Source organism: Shewanella sp. WE21 (assembly GCF_002966515.1).
GTDB lineage: Bacteria > Pseudomonadota > Gammaproteobacteria > Enterobacterales > Shewanellaceae > Shewanella > Shewanella oncorhynchi.
This window is the reverse complement of record NZ_CP023019.1, coordinates 1541977-1558015: the sequence shown is the minus strand read 5'-3', so window position 1 is coordinate 1558015 and position 16039 is coordinate 1541977. Positions and strand designations below refer to the sequence as shown.

The window sequence follows — 16039 nt, the reverse complement described above, 5'->3', positions numbered from 1 at the left end:
TAACATGAAATTACGCATTTTTTTATGGATAACTTTCATTCCTTTATTTGCATCTATGCAGGTAAACGCCTTTACTCTTAATGGCAAAGTTGTCGGACAAAATGTGCTATGGGATAATGCCACTGAGTCACCAATAGGGACTGATAAAGTATTAACCTCTTGGGAACCCATCTTTGGTTTGCAGCCAACATTGAGCTGGCGTCCAGGTACATTTGTGACCACTCCAGCGACTCAAGTTACACTAAATGGTCCAGCAGGGGTAGTTAACATGCCGCTTGCTGTTAGAGGGCTAGAATATAATACAGGTAGTTCGGCACCTACTGTAGTAATGGGTCCTGGAACGGGTACTGTGTGTGCTAATGCTCAAACATCATCTAATAGTTTTTATATTATAGGCATTACAAATTGCACTGCTGGTTTTTCACTTTCCATGCCAAATGCTGTGCAGCCTTTCTATTTCTTAAGGCCAATTTTTAGAGTTGACGAATCGTTAATTGCAGCATCCTTTACTGGAAAGGAGGAAGGCTTGTATATAGGGTCAATTCCTCTGTTGGTTCGCTATGAATATCATTCTGTTACAGGAACGACAACTTACAGAACTTTGCCTCAGTCAATGGCTGTTCAAATTCTTTATAAACCCAGTTTTTTAACTTCGGTTGAGGTAATTGGTAATGGCATTATGCCGCCAATATATGATCAAATAAACCAAAAAGTTTCAGCAACAACCACTTTTTCGATACAAGCAAATGGCTATTTCTCTAATGGGTTGATGATGAGATTTAGTGCTCGTAGTTATGAACTCACAGGCCCGACAAATATACCTTACTCAATTGTCTGCGATGGTGCATGTTCACAGACGAATATTGTTACTGCTGGAGTGTTAAATCACAATTCCGTTGTGGTTGCAGTTAGTGGGAGCAATAAAACAACCATTAATTTTAACCTTGATGTGAGTTACGACAATATTGATATCACTGAGGTTGAAACGGGCACTTATAGCGATAACTTTATTGTCATGTTTGAGGTTAATTTGTAATGATGACGATAAATAGATTTTCTACATTATGCGCTTTATTGATGATTCTTTTAGCGGCTCAATCATTCGCTCAATCTATTTATATAGGTGCTGCAGGTAACGTGAGTGCTAATAACCAAGACGATAATTCCGACACTGATTTTGGTGCTGAACTGTGGAGTGGATTTCATTTTAATCCATATATGAGCGCTGAGTTAGGTTACGGGTTACTAGGTAAAGATGCCCAGCAGCAAACGTTGCACGGCAGTACGTTGCAACTTATAGGTCGTTATCCCGTGAGTGATTACGCGAATTTACACCTTGGCGCTGGTGCGTTTTATCAAGGCAATGATGTTATTCCTGCTGTGAGTTTTGGCTTGCAATATAAATTGAGCCCAGCATGGTCTTTAGATATTGGCTATAAGTGGCTTGTTAATGGCTATGGCAGCAGTATTAATAATGCGTCAGCGAGCGATCTTTATAGCCTGCGCATTGGTGTTGAATACCGTTTTGGCTCTCAGGCAATAGCAACTGAGTCTAAAAAAAGCAATCAATCTAGTCAGGTCGCTGAGGCAAAAGTAGAAACTCATTCCGCGACATCACCCAGCCAAGTATTATCCGCTGTTGAGTTGAATCATCAACAGTCCGTTAGCGGTATCGATGATATTAATATTCTTGATATTAAGCCCTGCCCAAAGGCGTTGCATATTGTCGAATACACCATTAAAGAGGGTGATCATTTGATGCAAATAGCGCGTTCTTTTAACATCAGTTATCAAGCCTTAATGCAAGCGAATCAGCAATATACTTGCTGCGGTCGTCATCCAAATGTCGTGCATTCTGGTGATCGCTTACGTATCCCGCAGTTGATAGATGATTGTAAAACTTTGCAACGACAGCCGAAAAACCAAGCTCGTACTGGTCAAAAATAATGGTGCCCATGATGAACAAGTTAAAACCTCTATTAGCCTTGCCACTTTTAATGGCTGTTTTGTGCTTAACCGCCTGTGGCGGTGGTGAGGGCGATACTGAATCTGTGCCCCCCGTGGTTGAACCGCCCATTGTTATTGAACCGCCCATTATTGAGCCGCCAGTGATGCCAGTGAAGTCAGTTGTGTTTGCTGTTGACACCCAGCAACAGGTAAAACCGGAATACAGCAGCTACTTTGTTGACCTAAGGGAATATATTGGCAGTGTGGACGATGAGCCTGTACGTATAGCTGCCGTCGAATCATTATCAAATGCGCCTGAATGTCACTTGCTTAATATTAACGATCACGGCTTTAATATCGTGGCTCAAAAAGAAGCCATTTGCGATTATCGTTACCGGGTTGAGTTAGTTGAAAACCAACAGCGTAGTCGAATTGCGGAGGATACTGAGTCCGCTACGGCAACCAGTCGTGTAGTTATTAGCTCAAGGTTAGTGGATTTTAGCTTAGCCCCCATAAGCGAAGTGGTAGCGGATAATGCGACTGTGACCATTAATTTTAATGAGGTTCACGGTGATGCGGCCCACGGCGTGAGCAACTTTACATTTATTTTACTTGGTGAAGGTCTCGTGACGGAAAGCCAAGATGCTGGTACAGGTGCTTATGCCATAAAATACACTCCTAAATTAAAGGCGTACGGTGTTCATCGAATACTCTATAGCTGGGAGAAAGATACTCAGCTTGTTGTTGGTTATATTGATATTGCGGTTGGCCTTTCGGAGCAGATTGTGCCTGTCATTGAACCATTGACAGTATCCTATGTGCATAATAATGGATTTATCTATTCCTCAAATAAGTATCAGTTGCCAACACAAGCTAATTTCAGTTTATACAGCGTTAGCAGTATGGGCTTAGTTGCCAATGTTCATTCCCATCCGGATTATCCAAATACGATTGTGATAACAACACCAAAAATCCCAGGTAGCTATTATATTAGCTATGTGATGAAGAATGAGTTTGGGACCCAAGTGGTGGGATTACTAAAAATTAATTATGTACCCTTTTTTATGCCTCCTGATTTAACTAATGATAGAGTGTTACATTTAGCGCCTTTTAATAAAAATCAAGCCGATGAGGCTAAGCACGTTTATAGCGACGTGTATGAACACGCGGATGTGGTGGAGCGCTGGGAGTCTCCACTTTATACTTGGGAGCAAGCCAACAATGTATGCCTAAGTCGCGGTGAGCGTTTACCGACAGTAAGTGAGCTAGCTAAGCTCAAACTTAAGACTTCCGTAGGTTTTCTATGGCCTGTATCTGGCTTATATTATTGGGCATCTGACAGTCATTCACTGCAAACTCGGCAAGCAGTGCACATGCCTGAGGGGGTCAGACCTCAGGCGGTGGAAGAAAAATCCTTCGATGTTTCAGCCCCTAATGCCTTGTCTTGCGCCTATGATATTGAGCCATTAAATGATTCAGGTTTGACCTGGTGTCGTGATCGTTCTGGCCCTGCAGATTGTGCTCTTGTTGCCGATGAGTTACCTCAAGATGCAACCCAAGGTCGTGATGCGCAAGCACTTGCTGGTACGCTAGTAAAAAAAGGCGGCGGGTCAGCCGGGTTTGATTTCACGAAAATTGATTCAAATGGTGTACCTTTAGCGGATCAAAACAAACCATGGGTTGACAGTGGTAAAGAGTCTGATGGTTATCGATGGAGTTGCGTGCAGGATAATGTCACAGGTCTGATGTGGGAAGTTAAAAATAATGAGAGTTCAAGTCCTAACAAGTTTAACGGCTCATATACTTGGTATAACCCTGACCCATTAACAAATGGTGGGGATGCAGGAGCTCAATCGGGTGGGGTTTGTAATGGGCTTGGGGCTAACTGTAATACTTATGCCTATGTGTTGTTACAGAATGAATTGGCACTTTGTGGGGCTAGTGATTGGCGTTTACCTACCATGGTGGAGTTAATAAGCTTATATAATTTTAACTTTGATAAAGCGTATTCAACATTTATTGATGCTGAGTATTTTAGATATACCAATAGGGGGGCGACCTATTGGTCATCTGTTCCCATTGCCGATACAGCAAGTCTAGCGAATGGAATTAAGTTTGATGGTAGCGGTACTTACGGATTAGGTAAGTCATTTACTGGTGCAATACGTTTGGTGCGGACGATTAAATAAATTTGTAAAATTAAATTCTTTGTAGGAAGTATTATGAAACTAATCATACGGATTTTACTATTGGTATTGTTTAATAATGTGCCTTTGGCAGTGGCGCAAACTTGCAATAACGCGATTGAGCCAACAACACCTGTTAATCGTTTTAAAATACACGGTGATGGAACAGTTACAGATAAAAAAACAGGTTTAATGTGGCAAATCTGTCTAATTGGCATGGTTTGGGATGAGTATGAATTAACGTGTAAAGGTTCTCCAACTTATGTTGAGTGGCATAACGGTTTGGTTGCAGCAAAGGCAAACAATTTTGCTGGTTATTCAGATTGGCGTTTACCTACAGCAAAAGATGTTAGCTCTATTGTTGAGTATCAATGTTATAATCCAAGTATTAATTTAGCCGTTTTTCGTGGATTTCCTGTTGCATCAATATCTACGTCAACTCCATCCATGACTACTGATATGTATATGTTTAATTTTTACCGCGCTCAATTTAGTATTATACCTATCACATTTTTGAGAACTTTGTTGCTAGTACGTTAGTTTGTGCGTGTTAAAAAATTAACTAGGATGCTGGTTTTACTTAGTTATTTTGCTTTATGCGTTTTCATTTGGTGCTAAGGTACTTAGGTGCGGAATTATTTATTAGGTTATTAGGTTATTAGGTTAATAGGTTAATAGGTTAATAGGTTAATAGGTTAATAGGTTATTAGGTGTTTTATTGATTATTTTTAATTTTATCACACTAAAGCGAATTTCACCTTTTTTCTTAGTGTGTTTTTTGAATGTGGCATGTTTATTCTTCATTCCCTATGTAAATGCTCAAGTTGAGCATATTAGTTTACATAAACGCCTATTTGAATTAGGTAAGCTGCCAATGTTAAAGCTAAATATCGTTGTATCCAGCGACGAATTGGTAAACTTAGAGTTTGTATTAGCACAGCATGATGATGAAGAAGTTTTATTGGTGCAGCAACTTAATCCATTTATGCTGCTTTTACTGGGAGTGGTGCCAGTTACTGATATAAATGCGAAAATTATCGTGCGACATTCTACTCAAGCTCAGTGGCATGAGTTGATGACAGTAGGGCTTTTTTCTGAAAATGAGTTAGAGAGACAAGTAGGCAATGATCAAGCGTTATTAACCCAGAAACCCTCTCAGCAACAAGCTATCACACTTAATGCTAAGGCCGACACCTGCCTATTGAATTACACTGGAAATGAAACGCTATGGCGACTAGGAATACAGTATGCGGAGGTATGGCATGTTAATACGTATGCAGCCATGCTAGCTATTTACTATACAAATATACATGCATTTAATCAGCAGAAAATTAACGGACTTAGGAGAGATGCCAAGCTGTATTGCCCCCCAGCGTCATTGCTGCTTAAATGGGATAATAATGAGAGTGCAAAGGCAGAATTTAGAGTCATGCTATCAATAAAATAATTTTTATGAAATTGAACTGTGTTTTAGTTTCTAAAAAATATCTTCGATTTTTTGTTTTTTGGGATTAGTCCTACAAGGTTATGAACGCTGGAGTAGTTATAATTGAAAGATGTTATTACTCCTATATAACGGGTAATAAATTAATATGTTATTAAGATGGGGTGTACATGCGTGCTTTTGAGATTAAAAAGATAGTTAATTACTTTGGCGTGATTACACTTTTGCTTGGTTTGGTTTTAGTGGGATGCGGTGGTGGTAGTGATGATAACAGTTCAAATAATGTGAATGTCATACCGACTGTATTTGCTCCCGATGTATTCGAGCTGTCACCAATAACTGAACAGTTTTTTGTGGATCTTACTCGTCAAGCCAGAGTGTCAGACGGTTCGGCGGTAAAATTCACTAACCTCATCTCATTAACACCAGATACCGCTTGTTTGCCTGCTTCTCAGACAGAAAAGGGATTTTTTATTTCTGCTGACTTTGCCAAAGTCTGTGACTTTCGCTATACAATCGTTTCTAAATCAGACAGTTCAGCAAGTGCCAGCGGTATCAGCCGCGTCGCGATAACTGATGCAAGATTACCTAGTGAAAATTTTCCTTCTCTATCCGTTTTTACCACCACAGATGTGCCATTAACTTTAGATATTAATTCCTTATTATTGAATATCAATGGCAGTATCCCATTAAGTGCCAATAGCGGTATCCCAAGCGATTATTTGCTTGATGAATATATTATGGTATTGGGTTCAGGTACAGCTGTAAAAGGTGAATTACCAAATACAATCGTGTATACGCCTACACCTGGCTGGCATGGTGTTGCTCGTTTACTGTACAGCTATACTAATAGCCTTGATAACAATCAGATAAAATTGGGCAGTATTGCTGTTGCAGTTTCTGTTGAAAACAACAGCGCCCCCGTCGCTAATAACTTTAAATATCCTGAACCTATAGCTTTAGGCGTGATGGCGACTATCGATGTCGCCCCATATATATTTGATACTGATAATGATGAGTTGCAGCTCATTGATGTATATAGTTGGAACGGTGAATTAGCCATTCAGCAAGTTGCAGGAAATTTTAATGGAACTAAATTTACCTTTAAACCAACAAATAATGATATCCACTATATTACTTATGTGGTGAGTGATCATAGGGGAGGATATGGTATTGGCATGATTAGTGTTGCCGTAGGAGGACCATATTCGGATATTGCAGTGGGTGATGATTTAGTTTTTAGTGGACCGTTAACATTTGCACAAGCTAAATTTGCAGAAATAAGTTTTGCGACGATTGACATCGGAAATGGCACTACCGCATTAACCGGCGCCCAGACACCTGTCTATACCTATACCATGGCAGAAGCCTACTGCGAAATGATCGGTGCGCGCTTGCCAACGCTATTCGAAATGACTCTTTTATACCAGCAAGAAGGCAGTGTTTTTAGTGGTGTCAATAAACAACGCTGGCCCGCTGGAATTGTTTATTGGACACAGACCTCAAACAGTTATGGTAAAGAGACGTTTAACTTGCACACAGGTATACAAGCCGCGAATTTTTCACCCCTAAATGCACATCACTTTGTGACTTGTGTCGATGTTGTTCCTATTGCATTAGAGATAGTAGGGCCAAACCGAATTGCAAAAGGCAGTAAAAAAACCTTAGCGGTAAATGGTGTCACTGCAGGTGGTGTTCGTTATCCTTATAATAAAAGAGTTTACTGGGATACTTCAGAAATTAATCAGCTAACGGTTACAGAAGCGGGCACTGTGACTGGGATTGCTGTCAGTGCGCCCTCGACAGTCGCGATTACAGTTGAGTCTGAGAATGGATTAACGGCAAGTCATCACATTTGGGTTGTGAATGAAGTGTTGACGCTGAACGACACTGGTATTACTACCTGCGCATCGGATATCTCTAATGGGTTAAATTGTACTGACAGTCGGGTAGGCTTAAGACAAGATGCTCACTTTGGAAGAGATGCCCAGTTCAGAGATGGAAATCTTATTAAGGTTGGGGCTGGATTAGCCGGTTTTGACTTTACCAAAATAGGTGTTGATGGGGTGCCATTGTCAATACAGACAAACCAATGGATAGCAGGTGATAATGGCAGTGAAACCGAAGGAACTATTTGGAGTTGCTTACGAGATAATCACACTGGGTTAACTTGGTCACTGTGGAAGTCAAATTCAACTAGTGGTGATCATTATGCTGGCTTAGTGTTTTATCGCGCTATTGATATTGAAGCTTGGTTAGCTCGAGTTAATAGTGCCCAACATTGTGGAGCCAAAAATTGGCGTTTAGCAACGACGAATGAAATTTTTAACATAGTGAACAATAGTCTAGTGCAATCAGGGAAAGTTTTTGAACCAAGCTATTTTGGGCCTAATTTTACGAGAAGTTTTTATACTAGTGGCACTATACAAGACGTAAATGTTAGCTCAACTGCAATCATCATGATAGATGCAAGCATTTTATATTCTAAACATGGTGTAATAAACCCTGTTTTAATTCATGACCCATTCTAGTTAGCAGATGCATTGCTACGGGTTATATATTTATATTTAAATTTTAGGGTGTTATATTGATGTCTATACTTTCGAATAAAGATTGTTTTTATATTAGACGTTGTTTTGCTTCTGACAGAATATTATTACTAGTGATATGTGTAATGGTGATGATTTTTCAGACAGCAAGCGGCCAAGAAACCAGTGAGCGTTATCTCATTCATAACGACGGTACAGCGACTGATTTATTAACTGGTTTGCAGTGGAGTCGCTGCCCCTATGGCTCACTTTATCTTGCCGATACTAATTCTTGCGATCCAAATTATCCTAAGTTTACTTGGAGTAATTTATTAAATAAAGTGGCTATCGATACTACCGCAGGCTATAGTGACTGGCGTGTACCAAATAAAAATGAGTTTTTATCAATTGTGGATATGATGAATCCAACTTCGCCAATATCTAATTTTTCAGCTGGAATAGATAATAATGTGTTTCCGCTTGGAAATATTCATGCAGAGTTTTGGACTTCAACTCCAAAATATGGGGTTCCAAATGTTGCTTATGCAATTACTCCTGGTATATATATTAGATATATTCCCATGGGACGAGCGTGTGGTACTTTTATGGTTCGAGGCGGAGTGGAATAGCTAAAATATAAATGGAGGTTGTTTTAGTGCTTATTTGTATACAAACTATGGTCTTGGTATAGGTGTTTTTTTATATTTAACGTTATCCCAGAATCTTGAATAATATTCATTGACAAAATATTTTGTGTGGATGAGTTTTCTAGTATTATGCTTGAAAATGGTGCTATGTAGTCTTCTGCTAGTATTCTTTCCTGCTGATTTAATGTTAGGTTTATGATTGTAATATAATGGGCTGAGTCATTTTTAATCATTATTTTTTTGTCGTCTTCTGAAAAAATAAGATCTTTGTTAAGGTCAATGAATGCTAAACCTTGTGGTCGAATTAGTAGCTTCATCCTGGTTATTTTATTTATATGATTATTTTTATCTTCTGCTATATTTAACCAATATAAGCTTTCTTGTTTTTTTGAAATCAAATTTTTATTTCTTATTTTAATCGTAATCGTGGATTTCATTTTAGATTGAAGGAGTGGGTTTGAGACATTTATGGTAAAGTTTTCAACGGCTTTATTGTCTATATCAGTGACCCATGCATTAATTTTGCTTTCAATTTCTGAATTGTTTTCGAAAACTGCCGATGCGTTTTCTGCCGATAAATTAAATATTATTCTTGTTCCAGTGAGTGGTGTAATCGAAAATGCGTTAACTGTAATAAGGCCAGTTATAAGTAAACCTTTTAAAATAATAAAAAATAGGCGCATCTTATAACCTTAAACACATTTAAGTGTTGTTGTAATTACGTAATTTTAATGATATTGAACAATAATGATAGGATTATTATCATTTTCTTTTATTGCTATATGACTAGATAGTGATTGAGCTAGTTGTGTTGTATTGTCAAAAATTTCGATTTGCATTTTGCATTCTTCACTGATCGCTTTATTTATCTCTTCACTCGTTAAATATTTGTCTACACTGCATGCTTTAACTGGCACTACGCCATAAAAAGCGATACTAGCTGTGGCTGCGTAGCTTGGTCCGCAAAAAATCAGAATAAATATTGAAAGAAGTGTGTATCTCATAGTTGTTCCTTTAGAGGTGCGATGGCGTTTTTGTACATGAGTGAATTATTGATGATATATTTTTGTTGTCAAGTTGTTATTTTTATTGATCGTTCGTTGAGTCGGCACAATTTTAAATTATGCGATGTGTTTTTAGATGAAGTGATTGAAGGAGGCGCAAAGGAGAGGACTAACAATTAGGCTAGAGAATACATAAATGGCAGCTGGAAGTTAGAGTCAAGCAGCAGTAAAATTGTCTATCTAAAATAGATTTGGCAACATAAGCTTTTGATTATATTGATTTTTATACTTTAGCTTGAATCTAGTAAAGGCTCTATAGCTTTGAGTGACTGACGTTGTACGCTAAAAATTACAATAGTAAAATACAAACTCATTTTTCCAGCGTACATACGCTAGAGCGCTATGCGGATAGTCTCACATAGCGCTCCTTAAAATAAAAAACCACAGATAAGAGCTGATACTTAATTAAGTTTTGCTAAATTAATAAATTATATTGGACAAGGTTCAACTTTCGAAATACGGTAAGAAAATTTTAATTTCATGCTCGAGTGATAGAATGCAATGTTCGAGTTGAGTCGATAGCTGTGTCATTGCTTCTGAACTACTGGATACCTCTATCTGTTCACAGACAGAGATTAAGGTGTTCGCGTCAATAATTTTTGCTGCCCCTTTTATTTTATGGGCAAGATTTTTAGTTAGACTAAAATCCTCACTTTTAATTGAATTTAAAATACTCTGTAAGTCATTTGTATTGCATGATATTAGTTCTCGCAGAAGCTTAGCAGCTAGTTCTTTATTGTTACTGGTGAGTTTAAGGATAGCATTAGCATCAAAGTCACAATATTTTTTACTGCTTTCTTTTTGTACTCGCTCTGCAAACTTATTGAGTGCTTGATCTAGTTCTGTAAGGCCTATCGGCTTAAATAGGCACTCATCCATTCCTACATCTAGACAGGCTTGTTTTACTTCTATCTGTGCATTAGCAGTATACCCAATAATAATACAAGTATTGAATCTGAATGTTTCTTCTAGCTGGCGGATTCTTTTACTAAGCTCGTACCCGTCCATTTCAGGCATATTACAGTCTGTTACTATGAACTGGTATTCATGTTCTCTAAACATTTTTAGTGCCAGCTCACCATTATCAGCCTCATCTACTGAGTGTCCTAGATAGCGGAGTTGTTGGGCAAGTAGTAAGCGATTTGCTGGGTGATCGTCGACAATAAGGATTTGAAATGAACTTTTAGATTGAGAAACTCTTACTGCAGGAGATTCTATAATGTCATCTAAATTATCCAATTGTTTTAGATTAAGTTCCATTTTGACTTCGGTACCTGAGTTTTCCTCACTCTGTAAATGTAAAGAGCCACCCATCATCTCACAAAGGGATTTCGATATCATTAGTCCAAGTCCAGTTCCACCATAATTGTTGTGGGAACCATGCCCTTGTGAAAATGGTTTAAACAGGTTTTTTTGGTCTTCAACAGATATTCCTATACCAGTATCTTTGACTGTGAAGATATATAAAGCTTGTTCGTTAACAGAATCACCAACATATACCTTTATTGACACTGAACCTTTGTTGGTAAATTTAATGGCATTGCCGATCAAATTTGAAAGAATTTGTTTAATTCTCATAGGATCGACCAATACATCTTGCTTAATCTTATTATCGAAATCTAATTCTAGTTTTATTCCCTTTTGATGGGCTAGACCATTGAAGACTCTAACTACGGACGCCACAATTGAATTTAGATCCGTTCTAACAGGTGATAACGTTAGTTGACCCGCTTCAATGCGAGCGATATCTAAAATATCGCCAATAAGTTCAAGCAACCCGTTGGCTGAGTCGTAAGCAACTTTTATTGAATTTAAGTCAACCTGTCTAGAATTAGCACTTTTTAAGGCTAACTCAAGCATTCCTATGATGGCATTCATAGGTGTACGAATTTCATGACTCATAGTTGCTAAGAATGTACTTTTGGCTTCATTTGCACTTTCTGCTAAATTTTTTGCCAGCTGGAGATCGTCTAAAAGTTTTATTCTGTCACTAATATCAATCCAGCCTCCAACAATACCTTCGATCTCCCCTGTAGCATCTCTATAGGGTTTGAACCAATGGTAAGCATTAAGCTTTACGCCATTTATATGCATTTCTCTATCTTTGAAATTGGCTATGCCAGTTTTTAGTACGTTGGCATATTCTTGTTCTATTTCAATAGCTTCATTCAGTTTTAGTGCCTCTTTTGTATTGTTCGTTTTCAGTAGTTCAGTTCGAGGTATATTAAAAGTAGCAATATAGCTTTCATTACATAATATAAGTTCCATCTCCTTATTACGTGCATATATAGGATGAGGAATACCATCTACAATTTCTTGCATAAATAATAATTGAGAATCAAGAGCCCGATTCGCTTCAAGACGTTGTTTGTAATGACGACGAGTATAAAATGCCCAGCCAATTGAGGCTAAAATGAGTATGGTTGCAGCAATAAGAATCGTATATATAGTATAACGGTAGTCTTTCCATGTTTGGTTTGCGGGTAATGTATTTAACCTCCAGCGATTTTCAAGTACTTGTAGCTCATTGGGGGGAATGGTTAATAAGGTTTTATTGAGGATCTCTTGGAGTATATGTTCGGATTTTTTAAGTGCAAATGCCGCTGTAACATCCGGTATTTCATTCACCACATGACTAACTTCAAGTTGGTCATTGAAATAGCTGTTTGTGTAATAGTCCGCAACATTTAAAGGGATAATTGTGCTGTCAGCTGAGCCGTTTTTAACTTTATCTAAAGCTTCAATATAATTACTTGTAAACAGTAATCCTCTAAATTTTAGATGTTGGCGTACTTCTGTTTCAACTGCATGACCTTTAGGTACCGCTATAATTGGGAGTATTGAGTCTTCAGTATTTTTCTGTTGCACATAAACATACGGAGATGTGGAGAATTCTTTAGAAAATATAAAATGCTCAGACCTTTTTGTGTTTGGGGTGAGTATTGTTAGGTAAACATCTTGATTATCAGTCAATAGTTCTTGTTGTTCTGAAAAGTGTTTGGTGACGACATATTCGAAATCGATGCCAGAATATAAGCTAATCAGCTCCGCAGTTTCTATGGCATATCCAGCCGGCTTACCTAGATTATCAATATATGTTAATGGGGCCATGTATTCATTAACAACCATTTTTATTTTTGGATGTGTTTTTATCCACTGATTTTCAATGTCATTAAATTTAGGTAATTCATTTAGCTCTGGTATAATAAATCCACCACCACTCCACCGCTTTCTGATGAGTCTATTCTCATCTACCGATATTGAACTGACTGCTTTGTTTAAAACTGTCAATAAAATAGTGTTGCTTGGTGCAATCGCAAACGCGGTTCCTTTCGAATTAATCTGAAGTGAGGTTTCGAATGTGAGTTTTCCAGAATAAACATTATTTATTAGATAATTAGCCGATGCAAGATCAATGAGAACTGCATCTGTTTGTCCAAATGCCGCAGCAGCAACCGCGGCTTGCCTCGATGGATAGGTCACGATTGTTGTTGCAGGTAATTTTTGCTTCACTAAATCATCTGGCAGGTATTCATAGGCCACTGAAATTGATTTGATCGGCCCTTTTAATGATATGTTTCTGAAAACTGTAGGCCTATCTGTAATATACGGAGTAGAAAGAATCAGGCCGCTATTTTCTTCGTAGTTATTTGCTGTAGTTAATAAATCGATTTCACCAGTTTTTACGGCACTAATGACCTCTTCTCTAGTGGGATACCGAATAATATCGATATTGATGTTAAGTATTTTACTGATCAGTTGTAGGTTGTCTGCACTTATCCCTTCATAATATTGACTTTCTCCATTCATAGTCATGTCAAATGGATGATAATCAGGTGCAGAGATCCCTACTTTAAGTGTTGCCTTATTATTAAGGTAATCACGTTCTTCTTTACTAAGTGTTATCTGTTCTGGATGTAGATTAGGGTGCCCACTTAATTTATAGTATGGTGCATTTACAGCATGTGCTGATAATAAAAAAGGTAAGAGTAGTGGCAGTAACAAAAAGATAATATAAAAAAATACGTGATTAGTTTTATTCATATTAATTGGTGTCTTTTAGCTATGTCAATTATATCTACTAAGGTTTTTGCGTTTAACTTTTCAAGTAATCGTGTTTTATATGTACTTATAGTCTTATTACTGAGCAGCATACGTTCGGCTATTTCTTTATTCGATAAACCTACCGCTAATTGTTGAAGAACTGCCATTTCGCGAGTTGAGAGTTTTTTTATAAGTTCAACTTCATCTTGACTGGATTTAGATATTATGTTGCTATTGTTAACAATAGGGAAATAGGAATGACCACTGAGAATTGCTCTAAGCGCGCCAGTGACTTCATTCATATCCTTTTGTTTAGAGACAAAACCTGAAGCGCCGGCTTGAATACAGCGGGAGACAAAGTGATCTGATGGTTGTGCAGTTAATACTAATATTAGAGGGCTCTTAACTAGATTTCTTGATCTTTCTATCACTTCTAATCCATCTAACTGGGGGATACCAATATCGAGAATGACTGCATCTGGTGAGAGTTCTTTAATGAGTTTTAACGCATCAACACCATTGTTGGTTTCTGCTATCACTTCAAAGCCACTTTGTTCCAAAATGATTTTCAGTGCTAAAACAACAACTGGATGATCATCTACTATTAATATTTTTCTCTTCATTTATAACTCCGCGACGATTTGAGTTTGATTCTATCCTTGTAAGTCACTTGTGTGAAATAAATTCAAGTGATTAGGATTTTTCCTACATTTTGTTCGGTGATGCCTAATGAATAATAGTCGTAGAATAGGTGAAGAGAGTGGACTTAATCATCAAAAAAATCTCATTCTGCTAGAGTATCAACTTTTATGTATGGTTGTTTCGCGTAATCAGATTTCAATTGTTTGAAATGCCACACTAATCATACTAGCTTAAAGTTGCTACATTTTATGTGCCAGCGATCAAAAATGTTGTTTGCTGTAAATTATTTTAATTTTGAGGATATTCAATGGATAAGGTAAGAGTGATTGTGTTAGAAGATCACCCCTTTCAGCGGGCAGTACTTGAGCATAATCTTGCGTCTCTTGCCAATGTTGAAGTCTTTGCTTTTGGCGCAGCTCAAGATGCGCTTGCTTGGCTTGATGAGCATCATAATGCTGATATTGTGATTTGCGATCTTATGATGGCCGGTATTGATGGGCTATCTTTTTTGCGTAAAGCTAAAGCGAAGTACGGTATAGCTTCAGTTGCATTATTTAGTAGTATTGATAAAGAGCTCAGGCGCGCTGTATCACAGATGATTAAAATGCTTAATTTTGAATATCTTGGAGATTTAAAAAAGTGCCCCTCAGTGGAGAATCTACAGCGAATGCTTGATAGATTTACTAATAGTCGCACTGAAAAGCGTCAGACAGCTTCCCGTCCGATTGTTTGTACTCGCTTCGCATTTGAAGATTTCGAACAAGCATTAAAGCTGGGTCAGTTCGTCGGTTTTTATCAACCTAAGTTTGATGTCGCCGGTTTTAGCTTGAAAGGTGCTGAAATGCTTGCGCGCTGGAATCACCCAGATTTTGGGATTGTAGGTCCAGGTGTATTTATTGAGCCGCTCATTTCATACGGCTTACTCGATGAACTTTTCTTGCAGCTGTTTAAGCAAGGTTGTGTTCTGCAACAGCAACTACAACAGCAAGGAAATCAGATTTCTCTCGCCTATAATCTCGATATCTCTCAACTTAATTCGACTAAATTAGTGTATCAGATTGTCGATATGGTAAAGAAATTTAACATTCATCCTCAAAGTATTACCCTCGAAATTACTGAGACTGGCCTGTTGGCTGCGCCAGCAGTGAATATGGAGAATTTAATCCGCTTGCGAATGCTAGGATTTGAATTGGCGATTGATGATTTTGGTGCTGCACATTCTTCATTGGCACGTTTATGCGAATTGCCTTTCTCACAAATTAAATTAGATGGTTGTTTTGTGCGTGAACTTAGTGTTGAACCTAGGTGCCAAGCCGCAATTTCCAGTGTGATAGCGTTATCACAAGCACTTAATATGGAGTTAGTGATAGAAGGTATTGAAACAAATTCCCAATTAGTATTGTTGCAACAGCTTGGCTGTACGATTGGACAGGGCTTTTGTTTTTCTCGTCCTATTGATGAGCAAACATTTATCCAACGTTTTTTCCCTGCGAGTTTACAGCTTAAAGAATTACAGGAGCTTAGCCTTGAGTTTTAG

At 38.0% G+C, this 16039-nt stretch carries 12 protein-coding genes; 8 read left to right on the top strand and 4 right to left on the bottom strand.

The annotated features are described in order from the left end of the window. Positions 1-4: 4 nt before the first annotated feature. The 7 genes from CKQ84_RS06655 (at position 5) to CKQ84_RS06625 (ending at position 8734) form a co-directional block, all read left to right on the top strand. The gene (locus tag CKQ84_RS06655; protein WP_158683004.1) at positions 5-1036 is read left to right on the top strand and encodes a hypothetical protein; all 1032 of its coding nucleotides are present in this window, start codon (positions 5-7) and stop codon (positions 1034-1036) included. Positions 1037-1077: 41 nt separating this feature from the next. Next, positions 1078-1947 carry an outer membrane beta-barrel protein gene (locus tag CKQ84_RS06650; RefSeq protein ID WP_254053184.1) on the top strand — a complete coding sequence of 290 codons (870 nt, stop codon included), beginning with the start codon at positions 1078-1080 and terminating at the stop codon, positions 1945-1947. An 11-nt stretch (positions 1948-1958) separates the two neighbouring features. Continuing rightward, the gene (locus CKQ84_RS06645; protein ID WP_158683000.1) at positions 1959-4136 is read left to right on the top strand and encodes a DUF1566 domain-containing protein; all 2178 of its coding nucleotides are present in this window, start codon (positions 1959-1961) and stop codon (positions 4134-4136) included. 33 nt (positions 4137-4169) lie between these two features. Next, positions 4170-4673, top strand: coding sequence for a DUF1566 domain-containing protein (locus CKQ84_RS06640; RefSeq protein ID WP_105250610.1), 504 nt, complete (start codon positions 4170-4172; stop codon positions 4671-4673). 178 nt (positions 4674-4851) lie between these two features. Continuing rightward, positions 4852-5580, top strand: coding sequence for a hypothetical protein (locus CKQ84_RS06635; RefSeq protein WP_105250609.1), 729 nt, complete (start codon positions 4852-4854; stop codon positions 5578-5580). Between the two features lie 167 nt (positions 5581-5747). Beyond that, positions 5748-8108, top strand: coding sequence for a DUF1566 domain-containing protein (locus CKQ84_RS06630; protein WP_105250608.1), 2361 nt, complete (start codon positions 5748-5750; stop codon positions 8106-8108). A gap of 59 nt (positions 8109-8167) precedes the next feature. After that, positions 8168-8734, top strand: coding sequence for a DUF1566 domain-containing protein (locus tag CKQ84_RS06625; protein ID WP_105250607.1), 567 nt, complete (start codon positions 8168-8170; stop codon positions 8732-8734). Positions 8735-8757: 23 nt separating this feature from the next. Here the strand turns inward: CKQ84_RS06625 and CKQ84_RS06620 are convergent, their stop codons facing one another. The 4 genes from CKQ84_RS06620 to CKQ84_RS06605 form a co-directional block, all read right to left on the bottom strand. Continuing rightward, positions 8758-9435, bottom strand: coding sequence for a molecular chaperone (locus CKQ84_RS06620; protein ID WP_105250606.1), 678 nt, complete (start codon positions 9433-9435; stop codon positions 8758-8760). 45 nt (positions 9436-9480) lie between these two features. After that, positions 9481-9756 (bottom strand): hypothetical protein, encoded by a 276-nt coding sequence (locus CKQ84_RS06615; protein ID WP_105250605.1) that lies wholly within the window; start codon positions 9754-9756, stop codon positions 9481-9483. A gap of 504 nt (positions 9757-10260) precedes the next feature. Beyond that, positions 10261-13860: a transporter substrate-binding domain-containing protein gene (locus tag CKQ84_RS06610; protein ID WP_105250604.1), complete on the bottom strand. Its 3600-nt coding sequence runs from the start codon at positions 13858-13860 to the stop codon at positions 10261-10263. Continuing rightward, entirely contained in the window at positions 13857-14483 is a 627-nt protein-coding gene (locus CKQ84_RS06605) for a response regulator transcription factor (RefSeq protein WP_105250603.1), read from the bottom strand. The genes CKQ84_RS06610 and CKQ84_RS06605 overlap by 4 nt, the downstream gene beginning before the upstream one ends. A gap of 326 nt (positions 14484-14809) precedes the next feature. Here CKQ84_RS06605 and CKQ84_RS06600 point away from each other — a divergent pair, with 326 nt between their 5' ends. Continuing rightward, positions 14810-16039: an EAL domain-containing protein gene (locus tag CKQ84_RS06600; protein WP_105250602.1), complete on the top strand. Its 1230-nt coding sequence runs from the start codon at positions 14810-14812 to the stop codon at positions 16037-16039.